This is a genomic window from Pseudoalteromonas luteoviolacea (assembly GCF_018100925.1).
Lineage (GTDB): Bacteria > Pseudomonadota > Gammaproteobacteria > Enterobacterales > Alteromonadaceae > Pseudoalteromonas > Pseudoalteromonas obscura.
Window position 1 is genome coordinate 79,175 of sequence record NZ_JAGJEH010000017.1, and the last position, 19,731, is coordinate 98,905.

The 19,731-nt window shown below is 44.2% G+C and carries 13 protein-coding genes; 6 read left to right on the plus strand and 7 right to left on the minus strand.

The genetic code is table 11. From position 1 onward, the window contains the following. Positions 1-103: 103 nt before the first annotated feature. From lspA to J8M00_RS25555, 4 genes are all read right to left on the minus strand, one after another. Complete coding sequence (gene lspA / locus J8M00_RS25540; RefSeq protein ID WP_211013209.1) at positions 104-595, minus strand: signal peptidase II; 492 nt, start codon at positions 593-595, stop codon at positions 104-106. Between the two features lie 81 nt (positions 596-676). Continuing rightward, complete coding sequence (locus J8M00_RS25545; RefSeq protein WP_211013210.1) at positions 677-2,371, minus strand: methyl-accepting chemotaxis protein; 1,695 nt, start codon at positions 2,369-2,371, stop codon at positions 677-679. 39 nt (positions 2,372-2,410) lie between these two features. Continuing rightward, positions 2,411-2,827 (minus strand): BLUF domain-containing protein, encoded by a 417-nt coding sequence (locus J8M00_RS25550; RefSeq protein WP_211013211.1) that lies wholly within the window; start codon positions 2,825-2,827, stop codon positions 2,411-2,413. 73 nt (positions 2,828-2,900) lie between these two features. After that, positions 2,901-4,544, minus strand: coding sequence for a methyl-accepting chemotaxis protein (locus J8M00_RS25555; protein ID WP_211013212.1), 1,644 nt, complete (start codon positions 4,542-4,544; stop codon positions 2,901-2,903). A 223-nt stretch (positions 4,545-4,767) separates the two neighbouring features. Here J8M00_RS25555 and J8M00_RS25560 point away from each other — a divergent pair, with 223 nt between their 5' ends. Together J8M00_RS25560 and J8M00_RS25565 are read left to right on the plus strand one after the other, a co-directional pair. Next, positions 4,768-6,882 carry a TonB-dependent receptor plug domain-containing protein gene (locus J8M00_RS25560; RefSeq protein WP_348772571.1) on the plus strand — a complete coding sequence of 705 codons (2,115 nt, stop codon included), beginning with the start codon at positions 4,768-4,770 and terminating at the stop codon, positions 6,880-6,882. Beyond that, entirely contained in the window at positions 6,872-7,387 is a 516-nt protein-coding gene (locus J8M00_RS25565) for a TlpA family protein disulfide reductase (protein WP_211013213.1), read from the plus strand. Before J8M00_RS25560 ends, J8M00_RS25565 begins: the two co-directional genes overlap by 11 nt. On the opposite strand, the gene J8M00_RS25570 is transcribed toward J8M00_RS25565, so the two are convergent. Continuing rightward, a complete protein-coding gene (locus tag J8M00_RS25570) occupies positions 7,384-7,554 on the minus strand; it encodes a hypothetical protein (RefSeq protein WP_023400276.1) in 171 nt (56 codons plus the stop codon). The genes J8M00_RS25565 and J8M00_RS25570 overlap by 4 nt on opposite strands. A gap of 463 nt (positions 7,555-8,017) precedes the next feature. Between J8M00_RS25570 and J8M00_RS25575 the strand changes: the two genes are divergently transcribed. Both J8M00_RS25575 and J8M00_RS25580 read left to right on the plus strand, forming a co-directional pair. Beyond that, a complete protein-coding gene (locus J8M00_RS25575; RefSeq protein ID WP_211013214.1) occupies positions 8,018-9,550 on the plus strand; it encodes a hybrid sensor histidine kinase/response regulator in 1,533 nt (510 codons plus the stop codon). Positions 9,551-9,562: 12 nt separating this feature from the next. Beyond that, positions 9,563-10,330, plus strand: a complete 768-nt coding sequence (locus J8M00_RS25580; RefSeq protein ID WP_211013215.1) for a substrate-binding periplasmic protein — start codon at positions 9,563-9,565, stop codon at positions 10,328-10,330. Positions 10,331-10,451: 121 nt separating this feature from the next. On the opposite strand, the gene J8M00_RS25585 is transcribed toward J8M00_RS25580, so the two are convergent. Beyond that, positions 10,452-14,090 carry a LamG domain-containing protein gene (locus J8M00_RS25585; protein ID WP_211013216.1) on the minus strand — a complete coding sequence of 1,213 codons (3,639 nt, stop codon included), beginning with the start codon at positions 14,088-14,090 and terminating at the stop codon, positions 10,452-10,454. Between the two features lie 338 nt (positions 14,091-14,428). Between J8M00_RS25585 and J8M00_RS25590 the strand changes: the two genes are divergently transcribed. After that, a complete protein-coding gene (locus tag J8M00_RS25590; RefSeq protein WP_211013217.1) occupies positions 14,429-15,301 on the plus strand; it encodes a DUF417 family protein in 873 nt (290 codons plus the stop codon). Here the strand turns inward: J8M00_RS25590 and J8M00_RS25595 are convergent. Beyond that, a complete protein-coding gene (locus J8M00_RS25595) occupies positions 15,264-16,877 on the minus strand; it encodes a diguanylate cyclase domain-containing protein (protein WP_211013218.1) in 1,614 nt (537 codons plus the stop codon). The two genes, J8M00_RS25590 and J8M00_RS25595, sit on opposite strands and share 38 nt — an antisense overlap. A 223-nt stretch (positions 16,878-17,100) precedes the next feature. On the opposite strand from J8M00_RS25595, the gene J8M00_RS25600 reads away from it, so the two are divergent. Continuing rightward, positions 17,101-18,498 carry a DEAD/DEAH box helicase gene (locus J8M00_RS25600; RefSeq protein ID WP_211013219.1) on the plus strand — a complete coding sequence of 466 codons (1,398 nt, stop codon included), beginning with the start codon at positions 17,101-17,103 and terminating at the stop codon, positions 18,496-18,498. Positions 18,499-19,731 lie beyond the last annotated feature (1,233 nt).

Genomic DNA, 19,731 nt, shown 5'->3' on the forward strand with positions numbered 1-19,731 from the left:
TTTGCTCCTTATTTTTCGACAAAGAGAGCTTACGATGAAACAACAATGCAAAAATTGGACATTTACGACAGTGAAAAAGAGATGACTTCGATGCGCTCAAGTATCATTTTAGCTGCGCAGATTGGAAGGGGGTGCACAATATAATCATCATCGCACCAACCAAAATAACAACATCAGCGATGTTAAAAATTCCCGTGCGAATAGATCCAACTCCCAGATTTATAAAGTCAATCACGGCACCGTGATTAAAAATACGGTCAAGCAAGTTACCAATACCACCAGCAAAAATTAAAGATAAAGAGGTTAATTGCAACTTGGACAGATCTCGACTTTTGACCATATAACTCAGTAATGCCAGTAACAATAGACCGACTACACCAATAAATAGCACCATTCTCTGCCCAGGAGATAAACCAGCGCCTACCGACAAAAAGACACCAAGATTTTCGGTGTAACCAATGCGCACCATATCGCCCAAGTAACTGGTCATTTGCCAAGCCACAAGGTTGTCGCTGGCCCACCACTTTGAACCTTGATCTAGTAGTAAACAAACGATGCATACCAATGCAATATGGCCCGCTTTGCTGTCATTCATTGTTCAAATTCCTACATTGCTTTTTTTCACTATAAAAAGTACTTGGTGAACATAAAATGACAAATCGATAAATTTTCCTGCTTAGTCGGTTACAAAGCGATTAAAATTGGTGTGCAAGTCAATAATCCGCTTGGCAATATTGTGATTCGCATCGGCGGTTTCACTTGCTCCCTGCGCGGTTTCCTTTGCCAGTTCATTGATATTGTTTATATTTTTATCAATATCAACCGCCACCATAGATTGCTGCTCAGTTGCAGTGGCAATTTGAGTATTTAAATCGTTGATTTGCTCTATCGCATCTGAAGCTGAGTCCAACATTTGCTGGGTCTGCTCACTTTTTTGATAGCAGTTATGGGCACTCGTTTTTCCTTTTTCCATACTGCTCACCACTTTATTGGCTTCTGTTTTGAGTCGTTCAAGTAAATCTTGAATGTCGGCTGTTGATGACTGAGTGCGTGTTGCCAAGGTCCGTACTTCATCCGCAACGACCGCGAATCCACGCCCCGTTTCACCCGCCCTTGCAGCTTCAATCGCTGCGTTAAGTGCCAATAAGTTGGTTTGCTCTGAAATACTTTGTATCGCTTCTAACACCGAGCTTATGTTGTTGGTCTCTTCGACTAACTCACCAATGTCATCGGAAGCTAAATTGAGCTCAGTCACGAGATTCTCAATAATTTGATTGGTCTGAGTGGCAATGCCCTTACCGGCATTCACTTTTTCACGCACTTTTGCTGTTGCTTCAGCGGCATGCGCCGTGCTTTTTGACATATCTTGGGTGGTCGTGGTCATTTCGTATACAGCTGCGGCAACCATCTCTGTTTGCTGCTTTTGCTCAGTGACACTTTGCTCAGTTTGACGCATCACATTCATTGCCAGCTCCGATGAGCTACCCAAGCTTTTCACCACTTCATTGGTACTTTGAATGGTTTCCCTTAGACCTGAGACAAATTTGTTAAACTCTTTGGCCATAACGCCAGTCTCATCTTTTGCAGAGTCATCCAACATCACGGTCAGATCGCCGTCACCGCTGGCAATTGACTTTAATCTTACAATCAATGCTGCTAGCGGCTGCGTGATAGAGCGACCTATTAGCTGTGCGGAGGCAATAGCCACAACAATGGCAAATACAGCCGCTACAGAAATTAATTTAATCGCCAAGATTTCGTCGTGCTCCGCTTGCAGCGTCGCTTTTTGAGTGAACTCCTGAACATCTGCCAACACGGCTATCAATTCATCTTTTAACTGATCTTCTTCTGCCTCGATTTGTTTCACCAAAGGCATAAGTTCAATCAAAGGCTGCTGTGTTAGCTGTTGCATTAACGCAGTTATATCTCTGCTCGCTTGCGCATAATGTGCGCTTATAACATCCAGCTCCTGCTGTACCTGCTGAAACTTCTTGGCCGCTTCTTGTGAGTGCGCCAAAGTAATTGCTTTGGTGGCAAAGGCCCGTGTATCTTTAATTTCTTGACCGACTTTTTCCACGGAATCAGACAATTTTAATGACAATTGCTGAACTTTTGTGTCATACCCTGGGTGATTGGCATCAGCCAAAGATTTATATAACAACATGCGCTCTAATAAAATGGCCTGCTCTAATTGATGTTCCGTTATCTGCGTAAGGAAGTTATTTAAGGGGATGTCTTCCTCCGCTATATCAATTAGCCCATAGCCAATTTTAGCCATTTGCACTAAAGCGATTACACTCACCAGCAACAACATCGCAAGCTGAATAGCACTCATTAAATATATTCTATGTGCAATTTTTAGTTGATTCATAATCAACACCTTTTAGTTTGTTAAGCAATATCAGCCTCATCAACACTGTTTAAAATAGTGGAGTAACTGAATAGAAAACTCGGGGTTATGCTGTAAATAACCGTAACTGTCTTGTTGAACCAAAAACTCTGACATGCCTTCGTGTTTATCAATGTCACAACTTTCAACACACCTGAAACCCATTTGCCACTGCGCAAACAAACGCTGCTCAACATACTGCTCATGTAACTTGTTTACTCTTTCATGGCGTGGATCTCGGCAAATACGAGCGTATAATGCGCTCACAGACGCGGCCTCCCCCTCCAACAATTGGACAAACGTACCTTTGCCGTCATACAGCAGCAACCCAGTAATACCATTGGCTGCATTGCGTTGACGAAACTGTGACATCATCTGCAACAGCTCCTGTTCAGTAAATCGCTTTTTCGCCTTGCTGATGTAGACAAGTTGAAACATGTTAGCTGTCTCTCCAAACCGAATAAGATTCGCAAGCGCAGCCATCTTTTTGCACTCACAGACTCAAAAATGACTAACGCACTTTAAAAAAGCCGATAGCGCTGCGCATACCTGCCGATAGCGCATCCAGCTTTTGTGTCGCATCTCGATTGGTCTCAGTCACTTCAATCGCATTGTCAGACATCGCCGCGATGGAATTCATCGCCTCCGAGACTTCCGAGATTGCGCCCACTTGCTCGGTGCTTGCTTGCACGACTTCTCGCACTCGTTGTAATGAATCGCTGGCTTGGGCGTCAATGCTTTGCAACAGCTCAGTAGCTTGCTGGATCAAGGCTTTACCATTTTCGACTTGAGGCTGGGTCTGCTCCATGGCTTCAACAGAAGCTGATGTTTCTTTTTGGATTTCACCTATCATTGCCTCTATTTGTGCCGTTGCTTCCCCGGTACGTTTGGCCAACTGTCTGACTTCATCAGCCACCACAGCAAAACCACGTCCTGATTCTCCGGCACGCGCAGCTTCAATGGCCGCATTGAGTGCCAATAAGTTGGTTTGTTCTGAAATGCCACTGATCACATTGGCGATACCGCCAATTTGTTCTGTATTGGCCTCTAGTTTTTTAATTTGCGCAACAGTGCCATTGACCGTTTCAGCAATCTTCACAATCTCCGCAGCACTCGCGGCTATCGCATCACGACCTTTGTCTGCAAATTCAACGGTCGACTCCGAGTTTTCTTCTGTTTTTGTCGTTAATTCGCTGACATGATCGATGCTGCTACGCAAATTATCTAGCCGCACAACCGTTTGTTGTGTCAATGACGCTTGCTGCTGCGCCGCAGCATAAATATTGTCAGACCCCGCAGAAACTACTTTGGCTTGCTCTGCTAAGTCGGTCGACCCTCCTACAATTTTTGATACGATTTCCGTCAATTGTAATTTCATATCAAACAATTTAGACAGCATACTGTTTGGGTAATCCGTCGACATGCTCTGAGTAAGATCACCTTGCGAAATCGCAGAGAGTGCCTTTTCAGCCTGACGCACCTCTCCCCCAAGCGCCTCTCGAATACTTTTAGCAATCATTAAGCCAATAAACACACTCACGGCGATCGCCAATAAAGTAGCCCCTATCATAAACTGACCAAAGCCCCCGGCGACTGCACGCGCTTCTGGAGTTGCAATTTGATTGGCCTCTTCTTGATAATCAATAAACTCATTGATACGTGCAAGCCAGGTTATAAAAGCGGGGCGCGCTTGCTGTAAAACCACCTCATCAACATTGTCACCCGCACGTTTGTCAGCAATAATTTGCGCAACCAAAGGGCGTGTCGTAACCTTTATATCTGCGATACTTTTTAATATGCGCCGTTCATTATCGTTAAATGGCACACCTTTAGATTTCATCTGTGCCATGTTGTTTTCCGCTTCAACATAAAAGCGCTCGAGTTCTGCGATTTCTCGTTCAAACTGGCTTAATTCAGCATCGGAGTTAGTAATAGCCACATCGCGAATGGCAATTGCCGTATCGTGCACACTGCCTCTAAAATTAATTGCATAACGTTGCTTCACCGAATTGACATCGGTCATTTGTGCCAAGGTATCATCAATAAAATTGACATCCTTAATACCTATCCCAGTCAGTATGATCATCAAACATAAAATCGCGCCATACCCAACTGAAAGTCGCTGTCGTATCGTCAGCCCCGCTAAAAAGTTCATTCATTCACCTTTTCGTCACATCCGCTTAGTAAATTTAGGGCTTAAATTGTGCCAGCGCCAATTTAAGTCCAGTAAAAAATACGGTTTTTTCTGTTTTTATGCTTATCTAGACCTACAAAAGAACATTCTAATCACAACAATAAAAATAAATTATTGCTTGCAGTCTAAAGTGACAAAAGCTTAATATAAATGATAATCATTATCATGCATAAAATAACAACACGTGAATTACCTGAATCCTTCTCTCTTAGCCACGCTACTGCTAAGCAGTCCGATAGCTCTAGCAAAATCAACAGCTCAAAACACACTTGAACACATCGAAGTGCAGGGCGTTCAAGCTCGCCTTCAATCACGTGGCGTGTTGAAAGACAGTATCGCGAAAACAGAATTGATTGATGCTGAGCAATTAAAAAATATGCAAGCTTCAAATTTAACGGAAGCAATAGATAAGGCGCTTGGGATCAGGGTTTCGAACGAATGTTCAATGTGTGGCGCAAAGCGCGTTATGATCAACGGAATGAAAGGCGAACACACCAATGTTCTTATCGATGGCGTCCCCATGCATACCATGCTATCTGGTTTTTACGGTATGGACAGTGTTGCTACGGCTGGGATTGGTACCATTGAAATCGCGCGAGGCGCAGGTGCATCGCTCACCGCACCTGAAGCGATAGGTGGTACAGTCAATTTAGTCTCGCAAAAGCCCAATAAAAATGCAGCTGAACTGGAAATGGCAACAGGTAATCAGGGATATAGAAAAGTTTCCATGGTCGCAATGGGCGTCAGTGAAGATGAACGTAGTACCATCAGTGCCATTGCTCAGCAGGACACTCGCGATCAATTTGATGGAGACAATAATGGCGTCAGCGAATCACCAATGCTCGACAATCAATCTATCGCCATTACCCTAAGCCATGATCTGTCTTTAGACACTTCTGTCAAAATCCGCTATGGGCGCAGTATCTCCGAAGTTTTTGGCGGCCCTGTGCTTGGCGATACCACCAGCTCAATTGCAGAAACATTGGCCAGCGTAAATCGCGGTGAAGCAGCAAGCCTATTCTCTGACAATACCGTGGATGGCCGATATACTGGCCACCCTTGGGAAACTGCTGAGTGGGTCGATACGCAAAGAGAAGAGTGGCTGTTTTCCATTTTACACAGCATCAATGATGAGCTGACACTGGATATCAGCTATGCCAACGTTGAACACATCCAAGATTCTTTCTATGAAAGCATCGATTATTGGGCCAAAGATGATATGCAGTTTGTCACGGCAAAATTATACTACGCCCTAAACGATCAGCACCTTATCACCATAGGTATGGATCATCGAGATGAGCAGATGCGTAGCCACAGTGCCGCGCTCGCAGATAATCCACTTTATATGTCTGATAGTTTCGATTACACCGTGTCTGGTTTGTACATCCAAGAGACATACACTCCCTCCATTGATTTTGAGCTGGCGCTAGCAGTTAGGTTTGATCGCATCACAGCAGATTTTATCGCCAACCGAGCCAACGATGACGAAATAGATGAAACGCTGGTTTCACCGCGTATCGATATGCGCTGGTTTCATCACGAAAACTGGACCTCGCGCTTGTCTGTAGGTCAAGGCTATCGCGCTCCTTTGTCGTTCTTTGAAAGTGATCATGGAATTTTAGATGCCGAAAAAGGATACCTAGTGGATGTACACGATGTTGAACGCTCAATTGGCTACAACTATTCACTCAACCACAGCGCAAATAAGATCAACGCGACTCTGTCTATAGCATATACCCAAGTAGATAACTTGGCATCACTCTCCCACAATGAAGCGGGCACACCTGTGCTTGGACAGCTGACGGAACAAGCGGATGTGTGGGCTTGGGATCTCGCTGTAAATTATCAATTACTGGAGCAACTGCAACTGGGCGCCAGTATTGAAAACTACCGTTACAATGGCGTCTTTAAGTCTTCTTTTGGCATTGCGCCGACAGAAAAACGCGCCAGCGTGAACCTTGAATTTGCACAGGCAAATTGGACTGTGAACGCAAACTACCTTTTTGTACCGAGTCGCGATTTGAGTGATTATGGGTATGAAGGGTTTAACGATACACAAGCACAACAAGCTAAAAAGACTGACGTATCAAGCTACGGCATATTGGACTTTAAAGTCAGCTATGCACTCTCAGATGACATTAAGCTTTATGTTGGTATGAACAATGCGCTTGACTACAGTCAAGCAGCCGACGAAGAGTCTCCGCTTTTGTTTGATAGTGAAGGAGGTTATGACGTCACTTTTATCTACGCACCGCTGCGAGGTCGGCTTGCGTATTTAGGGTTTGACTATGACTTTTAAACACGTTTGTGTGTTGATGATATTGCTATTGGCGCCGATGGGTGCCATGGCATCAAGCCCTTTCTATCAGCTTAAGCTCACACCGATAACACCGGACGCGCCTTCAACCCTCGCGGCATATCGCGGTCAAGTTTTAGCACTTTTACTTGTTCAACCTCAGTGCAGCTGGTGTAAAAAACAGCACAAGCTACTCGCTCGCATGATTAAGCAACAACCAAAACACTGTCAGAAGCTCATAGCTATGATGATGGCAACTGGCGGTGACAAACATGTACTGAAAAGAGAAATGAAGCGTTACCAGAGCCCATTTGCCATAACCACTTTTCCAAATAGACTTTCTCAGTCTCTGGCGGTAAAAAGTACACCCCAACTATTTATTTTAGATAGCGAAGGAACGCTCGTGACTTATCATATTGGCTTTATGCCTGAAACCGCTTTGCGAGAAACCATAAACGGCTTATTGGAAAAAACGCAATGCCAACAAAGCAAGGATATGCTGGGTTAGTTCGCGCTACCCAGCCAGTTTAGAAAGCCTTTTGCATCGGCAGAATTGGCAAAATCAATATAGCTCAAGCCATCTTGATGTTTAACCGCCATGCGGCATTTATTCATAGAAATTGAATGGACTGGTAACGTGATCGCTACCTGCTGTCCTTGGTATAAGTAAGACATAATAAAACGCTCATTTTTAACTTTAATACCTCATTGCAGAGTATTACTGCACGGATATTTATTTACATGATGCCTTATTAAGGTCTGCTGAATCGTTGCCCCACTTCGTGGCGGCATTTATAACCATGGCATTGCATGGTTGCACATTTGATAATTTCAAAACAGACGCAGTAAGGCGCTAACTTTAAAACTATGACTGACTGGATCAAGGTAAGACATATTACTGCTTATGTTTGTGAGTTTCATAAGCAAGTTGGTCAGCATACTTTAATATAGCTCACTGTACAAGAGAAAAATGATATTTATATGGCAGTTTTACGCAAATTTCCTTGTAAACAGCCAACATGCAATATATTGATGTGAAACCCGGTCTCCCTGTATATTAAACATGCAATAGTCACGCAGCCAAATTATGTTGTGACTATACTAGTAGTAGCAACTAGTCTAACTTTGGAGGGGCCTTGTGCACAGACTAGAAAAGGAACTGTACGCAAAGCTACAAAAGCATCCAGAAATTTTCAATTTTGTGGCGGGATCAGCTCTGGATGGCTTTTGGTATTGGGACCTTGAAAACCCGGAAGAAGAATGGATGAGCCCAAAGCTTTGGCAAACCTTGGGGTATGACCCGAAGACCAAAAAACATGAAGTATCTGAATGGCAAAATATCATCAATCAAGACGACCTAAAGTTAGCACTTGAAAACTTCGAAAAACACAAAGCCGACCCAAGCTACCCCTACGATCAAGTCGTTCGTTATACACATGCAACAGGAAAAACAATTTGGATCCGTTGCCGTGGCCTGATCATTCGAGATGACAACAACCACCCGATTAGAATGATCGGGGCACATATTGATATCACGGAGATTAAAGAAAGTGAACGCCGTGCAATTGAAGCACTTGAAGCCAGAGAACAGTTCTTTGCTCGTATGTCTCACGAGATCCGCACTCCGTTGTTTGGCATTTTAGGTATCGCAGGCACCCTCAAAAGTGCAGTTAACAATGAAAAAATAGCGCAAGATATTAGCACCATATTAAGCTGTGGTGAGCAATTACAATCCTTGCTCAATGACATTTTAACACTGGCAAAACTAGATGCTGAAAAGCTCTCAACAAGTATAGAAAAAGTCGCTTTAGATAACGTATTTAGTCATATCCGTGAGTTATACGATGCAGCGGCCAAAGAGAAAAGCCTAACACTGGAAATCGATACCAATAATGCCCAACATGTCTTTGTAAAAACGGACAAAGTGCGCCTGACACAGGTTTTGAGCAATTTGGTCAGCAACGCTATCAAGTACACCAAATCTGGGTCAGTGACGTTAAGTGCCACACTCAAAGCACATACTTGCACAATTTCCGTCATTGATACCGGAATCGGTATCAAAGATGTCGACACTATTTTTCAAGCATACAAGCAAGAAGTGAGCTCTTATGAAGGAATGGTCAGTGGCAGTGGATTAGGGCTTGAAGTCGTCGCGCAATTGTGTGAGCTACTAAACTATCAACTCAAATTTGAGTCTCAGCTGGGTGTGGGCACGCAAGTAAATATAACCATGCCAGCTGATAAATTGCCGCCACAGCACGGACCCGAACCCACACAGTCAGAGTTGAATATGCCCACGATTGAACGGGTACTTGTGGTCGATGACAATGCGCTAAACTTGGTCATTACCAACAAGATGCTTGCCGCGTTCTGCACCACAATTGAGCAAGCTTCCGATGGCTATGAAGCGCTTCAAGTAATTAATACATCTGAACAATTCGACTTAATTTTACTAGATATTAATATGCCAAAAATGAATGGTTACGAAGTGCTCGCCTTGCTAAATACCATGTCGCTCACCAATTCAACTCGGATCATCATGCTGTCCGCTGATGCGTACGAAGCCACTCAGCAAAAATGCCTTGAATTAGGCGCTGATGGGTATTTAACCAAACCGTTTACGCAACAAGACTTAATGGCAGCACTCACTGCAACCAACCCAAACACATAGCGTATTTAACTTATGATGCAAATCAAGCGACTAACACGCCCTTTGATCCTCGTTATTTTAGTCTATTTTGCAAGCGGCCATATGAGCTATGCGCAAACATTGACGATCACCATAGGTGAGTACCCGCCTTATTCAGGAGTTCAACTTGTCGAACAAGGTCTGGTTCCGCAAATCATTCGTAAAGCGTTTGCGCAGCAGGGGATCAAAGTGAAGTTTGTATTTATGCCTTGGGCGCGCAGCTTCAAAGAGTCAGAAAAGGTGCGCTATGACGCTTCTGCGTATTGGTACTGCACCACTGAAAGGCAACGCGACTACTTGTGCAGTACTGCTCTGTATGAAGAAACAGCGGTGTTTTTTTACAACAAAAATAATCCAATACCGCCATGGCAAAGCCTAGAAGAGTTAGACAAATACCGCATAGGTGCTACTCGAGGGTACAGCTATACTCAAGAGTTTTGGCAGCTTGCCAGTACTGGACTACTCAATATAAGCATCATGACACGCGATGAGCAAAATCTGTCAATGCTGATAAAAGGCAGAATTGACCTGTTTCCAATGGGCCTGCTCCCAGCCAATTATTTGCTGGAACAAGAGTATCCCAATGATAAACACGTGCTCAGTTATCATTCCACCCCGCTAATGACTGGAACGCTACATTTGCTGTTTCCTAGAACTAAGCCGACCTCTGAAAAGCTCCTGAAGATCTTTAACGATGGCATGCAAAAAATAATACACAGCGGCGAATATCAAACGATATTGAATAGCACAAAAACGAAGTAAGCGAATCGGTTAAGTATTTAAATCTACATAACTTAACCCCCAAGCAGCACTTCCGTTTTCGCTTGGATATGATCAAAAAACGCGGCAAGGGCCGCGTTTTATCGGTTTATATCGCCTTTATTTAACAAAAGATATGGCAAATGAAGTGTTTGGCACCATTGTAGGCATCTTTGGCAGTATCTTCAGCCTTATCTTTGGCGGTATCAAATGCCGTTCCAGCAAAGTCTCCTGCCTTCGCGCCATAGTTATTGACGGCGTCATCAACACTGATAATGCCGCTAAATACCGCTTGCTGCGCAGAGACACCATACTGCCCCATCGCTTGATCAAGTGGCAACATATTGGTCTGTACAAAACGAATAGCTGGCACGTAATATTGCGTAACAGCTTGGTCCACAGTAAGCATATTGGAGTTCACAGCTTCTAGGCCCCCAATGACACCATTGCCAACTAAATCAGCCGTATCTGCCACCGAGTTGGTATCAATGACCACGTTTACATCCACATCAAGGCCTATCAATACCGCTAGTTCGCCTGACACCCCTACGGTTAACTCACCGTCTTCATATCCTGCGGTTGCTCCTGCGTTGATCCCAACACCAAGGCCGGCTTCTACACCCCCTTCAGCGTTACCGCCAACCCCAGCTAAAGAGCCGCTTGCATAGCCAGAAGCAGTGGCCATTATCCCAGCTTCCGCGCCAGCAGAACCAGAAATTCCATAACACCCATCGCCGTAACAAAGTTGGCTATCGCCTTCAACATTTGCATAGGCCGTCAATGCCGCAGTCCCTTCAGTCGTCGCACTTGTTCCCGGTACAAAATCCACCTCGACTTCTAGTGTACTTGTGGCTGATACTGTTGCCTGTGTGCCCAATTTAACATGTTGAGAGATCTGGGTTTTATCAATCGTTAATTGCGCTTCAATTTCTGCATCAACCGTGACTTCTGCGCTGTATTCTTGCGACGCTGAACCCACTCCGTCAACTTCAACAGAACCACCAGCTGTCGCAACCGCGCCAGCACCAATATAGCTCCTTGCTTCTGCATTTACACCATCGGGCCCCACTGAAAATGACAGTTCTGCATCCGCTTCAGCATATGCTTTTGCATTTGCATAACCATTAATACGCGCACCACCAATCAACTCCTTACTAACAGAGGTTTCAGCAGTCACCCCCACTTTCAGCTCAACCGCTTTGTCCACCTCAACTGTTGGAAAATCAATTGAAAAAGCGCCGGATTGGATTTCATCACCCATTAATGCAAAGACTCCGTTACCCATAGCAACTGAGTTATTCACTACAGCTCCAGCAGGCACACCCGCTATCATCACAATATTGCCAGAGCTAGTGTTAACAGATGCAGGTAGCTGGTAAGTTTTATAATAGTCTGCGATGGCCACCACGTTGTCGGTAAAACGAATGTAGTCGACATCGGTCATCAATAAGCGTGTCACACGAGTAGGGTCGTAACGGTACGTCAGCACCAGTGAGTTACCCACTCTCTCAACTGTATAGTTATTTCTGCTGTCCGCTACTTGGAAAACAGTCCCGCCACTGACACTGCGCTCTAACTCTGCATCATCTATAAAAACCTTTTGCTGTGTCGATATTGGGTTGCCGTCATAGCGTGTATTTAGCTCAACATTGACATAAAAATCGTGATGGGCGTTCGTCACATCTAACTTTAGACCTGTTGCATCATCCGCACTCAAATCTATACTGCCGCCCTGAATTAAATACTGATTATTTTTATCCAGCAAAACCACATCGTGAGGTAGTCCAGAAATGGTCACCGTCGCATCTTTGCGTACTTTTGGATTGATGATTACATTCAGCGGAACGGCCTTACCAACACCAAAGCTGCTCTTGATATCACGGTATTTTCCTTGCACTAGGTACCAAGGCTGATCTGCGCTACCTCTCACATAGCGGTCATTTTTTTCAGTAACAACCCATACCCGACCATCGTTATCAACGGCTATCTCTTTCGCTTTAGCACTTAACTCATATTCGCCACCATAACTGGGAATAAAGTTCGGATCATTTACTGGTACGGCTTTACTCGTGTCGCCAAATACATCGGTTGTAGGATCAAAAGGTGCGTTGTCATCAAATGATTTTACTTTTTTGGGATCAATCGCATCCGAAGGCGTAAAGTACCATGGAGCCGAGATACCAAAACGATTTTTTACGTATCCAGCGGCATCAATTCCCCAAACCTGGCCATCTGCGCCAACGGCCAACTTTCTCATAAAGCCATCTTGCGTCAACCAGTCCCCGGACGATTTTTTGCCATGTAACTTAATTTCACCTTTAAGGCCATTTCTTACATAGACTTCTCCATTTTGATTGGTTGCCGCAGCCCATACATAGCCATTCGGCTGTACTGCCAACTGTGGGAAAAAGCCATCAACTTGTTGCCATGGTGAATCGAAACGGTCTCGAAAGTATACTCTGCCATCATCCGTGCCCGCCCAAATACCCCCATCTTTGTCACTGCCGATACTGACAAACCGCATCCCTTGATCAACGTCTGTATCTACTTTCCATTCGGTATTTTTGGCACGACTATAAACGACGCCGCGTTTGTTAATTCCCCAGTAGATATCACTATGATGCGTTACTTGTTCAATTGGCTCACCAAAGTCGATACTGCCACTTTTGGCAAACAGTAAGTCATCGTCTTTTGGCGGTACAATGTAAACAAAATCATACTGCTGAACAGGTTTCACTGCGTAGGGACTTATGCTGCCTGCGTGGACTTCCACCTGTAGTGAGAATTTACCGAAAAAACCTTGTGGAATGTTGAGTAACAATGCCCCATTTTTCAATGCATTTAAATCGACTACCTGCATATAGGTACCATTTTTATTTTTCTTAGGTAGCAAAGCATTACCTTTAATGCTCACCCCTTTTGGCAATCCAGATACAGTGACTGCGCGATAGTCTTGTGGCACGCTTAGCTGTGGTACGGTAAATGGATAATCTGCTGACGTAGAGCGAGCAGTGCCAGCTTGCGCACCGTGCAGGTGCAGGTAATCTCCACCCGTTGCATGATCTCGCACACTACCGCCCATTATATCGCTAATATTTAACGGATAATTAGCAATCAGCCCCTGAGTACCAGCCTCAAATACAGCGCGGTTATTTGCGATAATTTGTTTTTGACTACGTGCGACATTCCACATCCTAAAGTCATGTATCGCACCTTTAAATAACGCATCTCCATTCCAAGCACTGCGCCCTATATAACGATGTCGACGCATTTGCGAGCTCGGTATATTCATATTGTTATTGGTGGCGACCAGCGCCCCATTAATGTATAAATTGGCTGTTTTTGTATCACGCTCAAAGGTTGCAGCCAGATGCGTCCAATGACCAATTGATATTGCCCTGGGTGAATCAACAACTGTTTCATGGCCATCGCGATAAATACTAAAACGAGGCTTGCCCGTTTTAGCAATAGACGTCGCAAAAATTATATTGTCGCTACCAGTTTGATTAAAAAAGTCCAGCAATCGCGCAAAATGCGTTACTTTGTCAACCTTTACCCAAGCTTCAATTGTAAAACTGCCACCAAAGTCGACATTTTTGTCACTTACCAGCTCTGCATAGTCATCTTGTCCATCGAAAACAACGGATGATGCAACGTCGCGCTCTAATACACGATACTCGTCAGCTGCAATCGTTTGCGAAAATATGCCTAACAATATAACAACCGCATATTGAGTGAACTGCCCAATACAGTGTTTTAACATTATCAATTACCCTTTCTTTATTTATGCGCTTCAATCACAGGAATTGATTAGCACAGTCGAGATATGCAATACCTAATAACCAAAATATCTAGAATTAAATATTCTGAAGAGTGGGAGGTTATCACGTTAATCAACATAAAGTGGTGTGAAGAGCGCACAAAAACCAGACTAAAGGAGTGGTTTTTAGAGAAGTTATTTGATTTAGAGAGATTTTTCACCTTTTAAAAATGATGGTTAAAGCACCTGAAGGAACTCTTAAAATCTATTTTTTAAAAAATATTGAAATATATATGTATGGCATGCGGTCTTTAAGGCTAATCAATTTTCCTGGAGTTCGTATGCAACATAAAATGATTCTTAATATAGTGACTGGATTAACCGCATTCAGTCTGTTTGTTTTTGGACTGTCTATGATGCTCGGTGGGAATGACCGCTATGTGCACGCTTTACTGCAATTTTATACTTTGGATATTGCGATTTCCGATATGCTTTCAGCGCAACTGCTAGGCGGAATTATTGTTATCACCAGCGCCTTGGTCGTTCTTCAACAACCGGTACTAAAAAAAGCAGCGCTGATCAGCATTGTGACTATCGCAATTGCCTTTTTAGTCACTCTTTTTGGTGAAGCGAGATGGATCCAAGCTCATGGTGGATTTCCAGTAATCGGCTCAGGGCAAGGGATCATTAAATACTTTGCTTTGTTACCTATCGTAGCCTACTTATTCTGCCGTGAGAGATTCAGTGCAACTCAACACATCTGGCTTAACTTCTTTCCTGTTGCACTCGTTTTACTTTGGATAGGCGGTATGAAGTTTATGGAGTTAGAAGCCAAAGGCATTGAGCCGCTAGTCAGTAACTCGCCATTTATGTCGTGGATGTATCAACTTTTTTCGGTACAAATGGCCTCTAACTTAATCGGCATTTATGACATACTTTTTGTGGTATTACTCATGACGGCCATCATTCTACGCCACACCTTGCTATTAAAAGTTGCGGTACTTGGCTGTGGTGCAGTGTTCTTAATGACGCAAACCTTCTTGTTTACAACACCCGGCGCACTAAGCGCGACCACGATACTCACAGGTACTGGGCAGTTCGTCATAAAAGATATTTGGTTCCTTTGTAACCTATTGATATTGAGTTTTTTAGTGTTATCTCAGTCAAACAAACCTTCTATTCAACCGCACTCATTGACACAGGCGGTGGACTAGGCTTAACAAGGTTAATTACTTTAGCGCAATTGCGGCCAGTTTCTTTGGCCGTATACATTGCCCTATCAGCATGAGTTAGCAACACCTCTTCACTTTCACCATTACTAGGGCGCATAACACATGCACCAACGCTCACAGAGACATACTTATACACCGACGACCCTTGATGACGTAACTTGAGCGCCTGAACTACAGCTAAGCACTTGTTGCAAAACCCATCAACTCTTTCCGTATCAGGTAAAATAAACACAAACTCCTCGCCTCCTACACGGGCGAATACGTCACACGGTCGCTGTGCTAACTCGTTTAGTGCTTGCGCTACACTCCGTAAACATTCATCCCCCATCACATGACCATAGTGATCGTTGTATTCTTTGAAATAATCAATATCGATCACCAACAAACTAATTGGGCTGGCAATACGCGCAGCACGGCGCCACTCTTTCTGTAGCTGTAAGTCAAAATAGCGGCGATTGGACACCTGTGTCAGGCCATCAATTTGAGTCAACACCTGCAATTGTGCATTGGCTTTGTCTAGTTCATACGTTTTGACCCTCACAGCACGCTGAATGGCGAGTTGTCTTCGATATAACAAACGTACATATAGGAAAGTCAGTGCAGTCAAGAAAAAACCAATTACGATAACAATGTATGGCAACGCAGAGGTTCTGTTTTGGATAAATTGAGCCGAAGGCACTGCGCTGATAGCCCAGTCTCGGCCCCACACTTGTAACCATATAGTGTTTGGGACAAGTTGTGTTTGCATTTGACCATGGCGATGCAGCTCCTGTGGCTCTGTGGCAATTGTCACATCCTCCAGCACAAACTCTATATCACCTTCGCTTTTGCCCAGTTTCGAGTTCGAAACCAGTGTTTGTATTTTAAATACACCGACCACAAACCCCAAAATATGCTCGCGTTTTTCCAATACAGTGACTGGCTGGTTTAGATATACAGGCCGCATGGCCAAAAAAGCACTATGGCCTTTAGGATCTTGCACTAGCTTAATCCCCGATGTTGCCAAAGGCAGAGCTAAATCTCTTGACGCTTCAAGTATCGCTTGTCGACGGCTATCAGATAGCAAGTCAAAGCCAAGCGCAATTTCATTGCCATACAACGGCTCAACAAACTGCACTGGATAGTACTCGACCCTCTTCTGTGCGCGTTGCATCACTCCTGATTGCTCGCGCTCGGTTACTGAAAAATGAGAGTAATGACTTAAGCCTTGCTGTTCAAATGCGGCGCGATCTTGGTGCAGCACGCGTGGTGCCCACTCTAAAGCTTGGATACCCGGATGATTAATAAGTAGACCAGCAGATACTTGTCTGAATAACGATTTATTTACCTGTGTTTGGGTTTCAAATAAGATAGCCAGACTATGCAAGGTCGCTAATCTGCTCAATACACTTTGTTTGAATGAGTCAACACGCAATAAATATTCTTTGTTAAACTCTTGGGTAATTAACCTTTGTTGTTCAGCATAGAGCATAAAGCCCAATACCCCAGTAAATCCAAAGCCAAAAAAAACAACTAACCCTTGAAGTAGTTTAGCGGAGTGACGATGTGCTAAATCCATACTTACCCCCTCTCATCCTTGTCACATGAAAGTATAGATAAAAGTCACAAAACCGCTGCATTCTAATAAGAAAAGAATGTAATGACTTACTTGGCACAGCCAATAATTCATTCGGCAGAAAACCACAACTCTGCTATGATCGCTCTCTCATGGTGTCACTATCGCCTCAAACTAGTCAAAGCTAAGGTCGAGCAGTATCCCGACCAAAAAGAAGAGAACTTGCATGAATTTTTCCCAACTTGGGCTATCTCAAGTATTGCTAAATACACTCCAATCAAAAGGTTACCAATCACCAACCCCTATTCAGCAGCAAGCAATTCCAGCAATTCTTGCGGGGAAGGATGTGATGGCTGCGGCACAGACGGGTACTGGTAAAACCGCTGCATTCACCTTACCGCTTATCGAACAGCTACTTGAGGCGCAACAACCCCACGCAAACCAAGCACGCATATTGGTATTGGCACCCACTCGAGAGCTCGCGATTCAAATTGCAGAAAACGTAGAAACATACAGCACTGGAACACGAATTCGCAGCACCGTTGTCTACGGTGGTGTGAAAATAAACCCACAGATGATGCGCCTTAGAAAAGGGGTTGATATTTTAATTGCCACCCCTGGAAGACTTCTTGATCTGTACCAGCAAAATGCAATCAAATTTACTGAGCTAAGCGCTTTGGTACTAGATGAAGCCGATCGCATGCTAGATATGGGTTTTATTCACGATTTAAAAAAAATCATCAGCCTGTTACCCAAAAAGCGCCAAAATTTACTGTTCTCTGCGACTTTCTCAGAACCAATTCGAGCACTCGCGAAAGGGCTTTTTTCCGCCCCAGTTGAAATTTCTGTCGCTGCTGAAAATACTGCCGCGAAGAGTGTCAATCAAAGTGCCTATGCGTTAGATAAGTCTCAAAAGAATAAACTGCTTAGCCATTTCATATTGAATAAGCAATGGCGGCAAGTGTTGGTTTTTTGCCGAACAAAGCACGGTGCAAACCGATTGGTCACATATCTAGAGAAAAACCATATCAGCGCGGCCGCGATACATGGAAATAAATCACAAGGAGCAAGGGTTAAAGCGCTAAACGGTTTCAAAAGTGGTGACGTCAATGTCTTGGTCGCCACCGATATTGTCGCCCGAGGATTAGATATCAGTGAACTCCCGTATGTTGTCAATTACGACTTACCGAATACCTACGAGGACTATGTGCACCGTATTGGTCGAACGGGTCGTGCCGGCAGCGAAGGGGTTGCAGTTTCTTTTGTGACATCAGCTGATGCTGATGATTTATATGGTATTGAGCGCTTTATTGGGGCACTGATCCCGCGAGCTGAAGAGCCAGGCTTTGCACCACAAAATCCGGTGCCAGAAAAGGCGCTAGATACGCGCCCAATTAAACCCAAAAAACCTAAAAAGCCGAAAAAAAAGCAGCAACCACAAACTGACTTGGCGCAAGAAACTACAGCCGATAAAGAACCTAAAAAGGGAAAGAAACCACAAAGAAAACAGCATGCTACAAAGAGGCATGAAAATCGTAACGGCAAGCCTGCATCGAGGCCAAATAGGAAGCGACATTCAGCGCACGGCAAGCCCAAAAGCAGTGACCATAGCAAGCCTAGCTAATCACACTCACTGTTTACTGTGAGGTGCAAGTTACCTTGGTACTTCACAGTAAGTCCCCTTTCGCATGATGCAGAGCTCGTAACCGTCATTTCCTTATAGCAGCGCCACTTACCACGTTTTAACCACCAGCAAAACAGATGCCCTTGGTACTTTTGGCGCTACGACGTACGATCTCTTTCGCGCCATAATTTCAATTCACTCAGGGCAGATTGACTCTCTCAGGCCTGCCAAAAATATTTATGGATATCCACATCACATCTCGTTGTGCATTACTTTTGATAGCTATCACAGCTGTAGGCTGTTTTTTTGGGCTTTTATTGTGAATAAAGATGTTTTTCATATATGCAAAAAATTACACAGTATAGAGCTATTACTTTGTTTACAATCCGCATACTTATAAAAGATGGTAACAGAGGGGGTATTTATGAAATCGGCTAGTAAAAAGAATAAAAGCCAGTACTGCACTCCTTGCAGTTATTTGACAACCCCTTTAAAAAAGGAATAACACAAATTCGGCAGCCTTCCTTGAATTAGCAAACATCCCCAGATTCAACTCTCAGTAACACCCTGTTAGGAATAACTGTCTTCTCTCGTGCTTGTGAGAAGGGAAATAAACTTTTCTCGTTTTAAGCTGGCTTTTTCTTTTATTTCTACTCGCTTTCGAGGCTTTTGCCTTTTTAGCTAAACTACAACATATCAGGCCCTAAGGTATATTTACGACCTTTCAGCATCCTAGCTGACTCTTTTCAGCATCCTAGCTGACTCTTTTCAGCATCCTGGCTGATTCACTTCAGCATCCTGGCTGATTCACTTCAGCATCCTGGCTGACTCTTTTCAGCATCCTGGCTGACTCTTTTCGGCATCCTGGCTGACTCTTTTCAGCATCCTGGCTGACTCTTTTCAGCATCCTGGCTGACTCTTTTCAGCATCCTGGCTGACTCTTTTCAGCATCCTGGCTGACTCACTTCAGCGTCCTGGCTGACTCACTTCAGCGTCCTGACTGACTCACTTCAGCGTCCTGGCTGACTCACTTCAGCGTCCTGGCTGACTCACTTCAGCGTCCTGGCTGACTCACTTCAGCATCCTGGCTGACTCACTTCAGCATCCTGGCTGACTCACTTCAGCGTCCTGGCTGACTCACTTCAGCGTCCTGGCAGACTCACTTCAGCGTCCTGGCAGACTCACTTCAGCGTCCTGGCTGACTCACTTCAGCGTCCTGGCTGACTCACTTCA

Excerpts from the sequence above, each read along its gene's own strand:
- J8M00_RS25580 (WP_211013215.1), top strand. The coding sequence starts at position 9,563 with ATGATGCAAATCAAGCGACTAACACGCCCTTTGATCCTCGTTATTTTA.
- J8M00_RS25600 (WP_211013219.1), top strand. The coding sequence starts at position 17,101 with ATGAATTTTTCCCAACTTGGGCTATCTCAAGTATTGCTAAATACACTC.
- J8M00_RS25570 (WP_023400276.1), bottom strand. The coding sequence starts at position 7,554 with ATGTCTTACTTATACCAAGGACAGCAGGTAGCGATCACGTTACCAGTC.
- J8M00_RS25585 (WP_211013216.1), bottom strand. The coding sequence starts at position 14,090 with ATGTTAAAACACTGTATTGGGCAGTTCACTCAATATGCGGTTGTTATA.
- J8M00_RS25595 (WP_211013218.1), bottom strand. The coding sequence starts at position 16,877 with ATGGATTTAGCACATCGTCACTCCGCTAAACTACTTCAAGGGTTAGTT.
- J8M00_RS25565 (WP_211013213.1), top strand. The coding sequence starts at position 6,872 with ATGACTTTTAAACACGTTTGTGTGTTGATGATATTGCTATTGGCGCCG.
- J8M00_RS25590 (WP_211013217.1), top strand. The coding sequence starts at position 14,429 with ATGCAACATAAAATGATTCTTAATATAGTGACTGGATTAACCGCATTC.
- lspA (WP_211013209.1), bottom strand. The coding sequence starts at position 595 with ATGAATGACAGCAAAGCGGGCCATATTGCATTGGTATGCATCGTTTGT.
- J8M00_RS25555 (WP_211013212.1), bottom strand. The coding sequence starts at position 4,544 with ATGAACTTTTTAGCGGGGCTGACGATACGACAGCGACTTTCAGTTGGG.
- J8M00_RS25550 (WP_211013211.1), bottom strand. The coding sequence starts at position 2,827 with ATGTTTCAACTTGTCTACATCAGCAAGGCGAAAAAGCGATTTACTGAA.
- J8M00_RS25545 (WP_211013210.1), bottom strand. The coding sequence starts at position 2,371 with ATGAATCAACTAAAAATTGCACATAGAATATATTTAATGAGTGCTATT.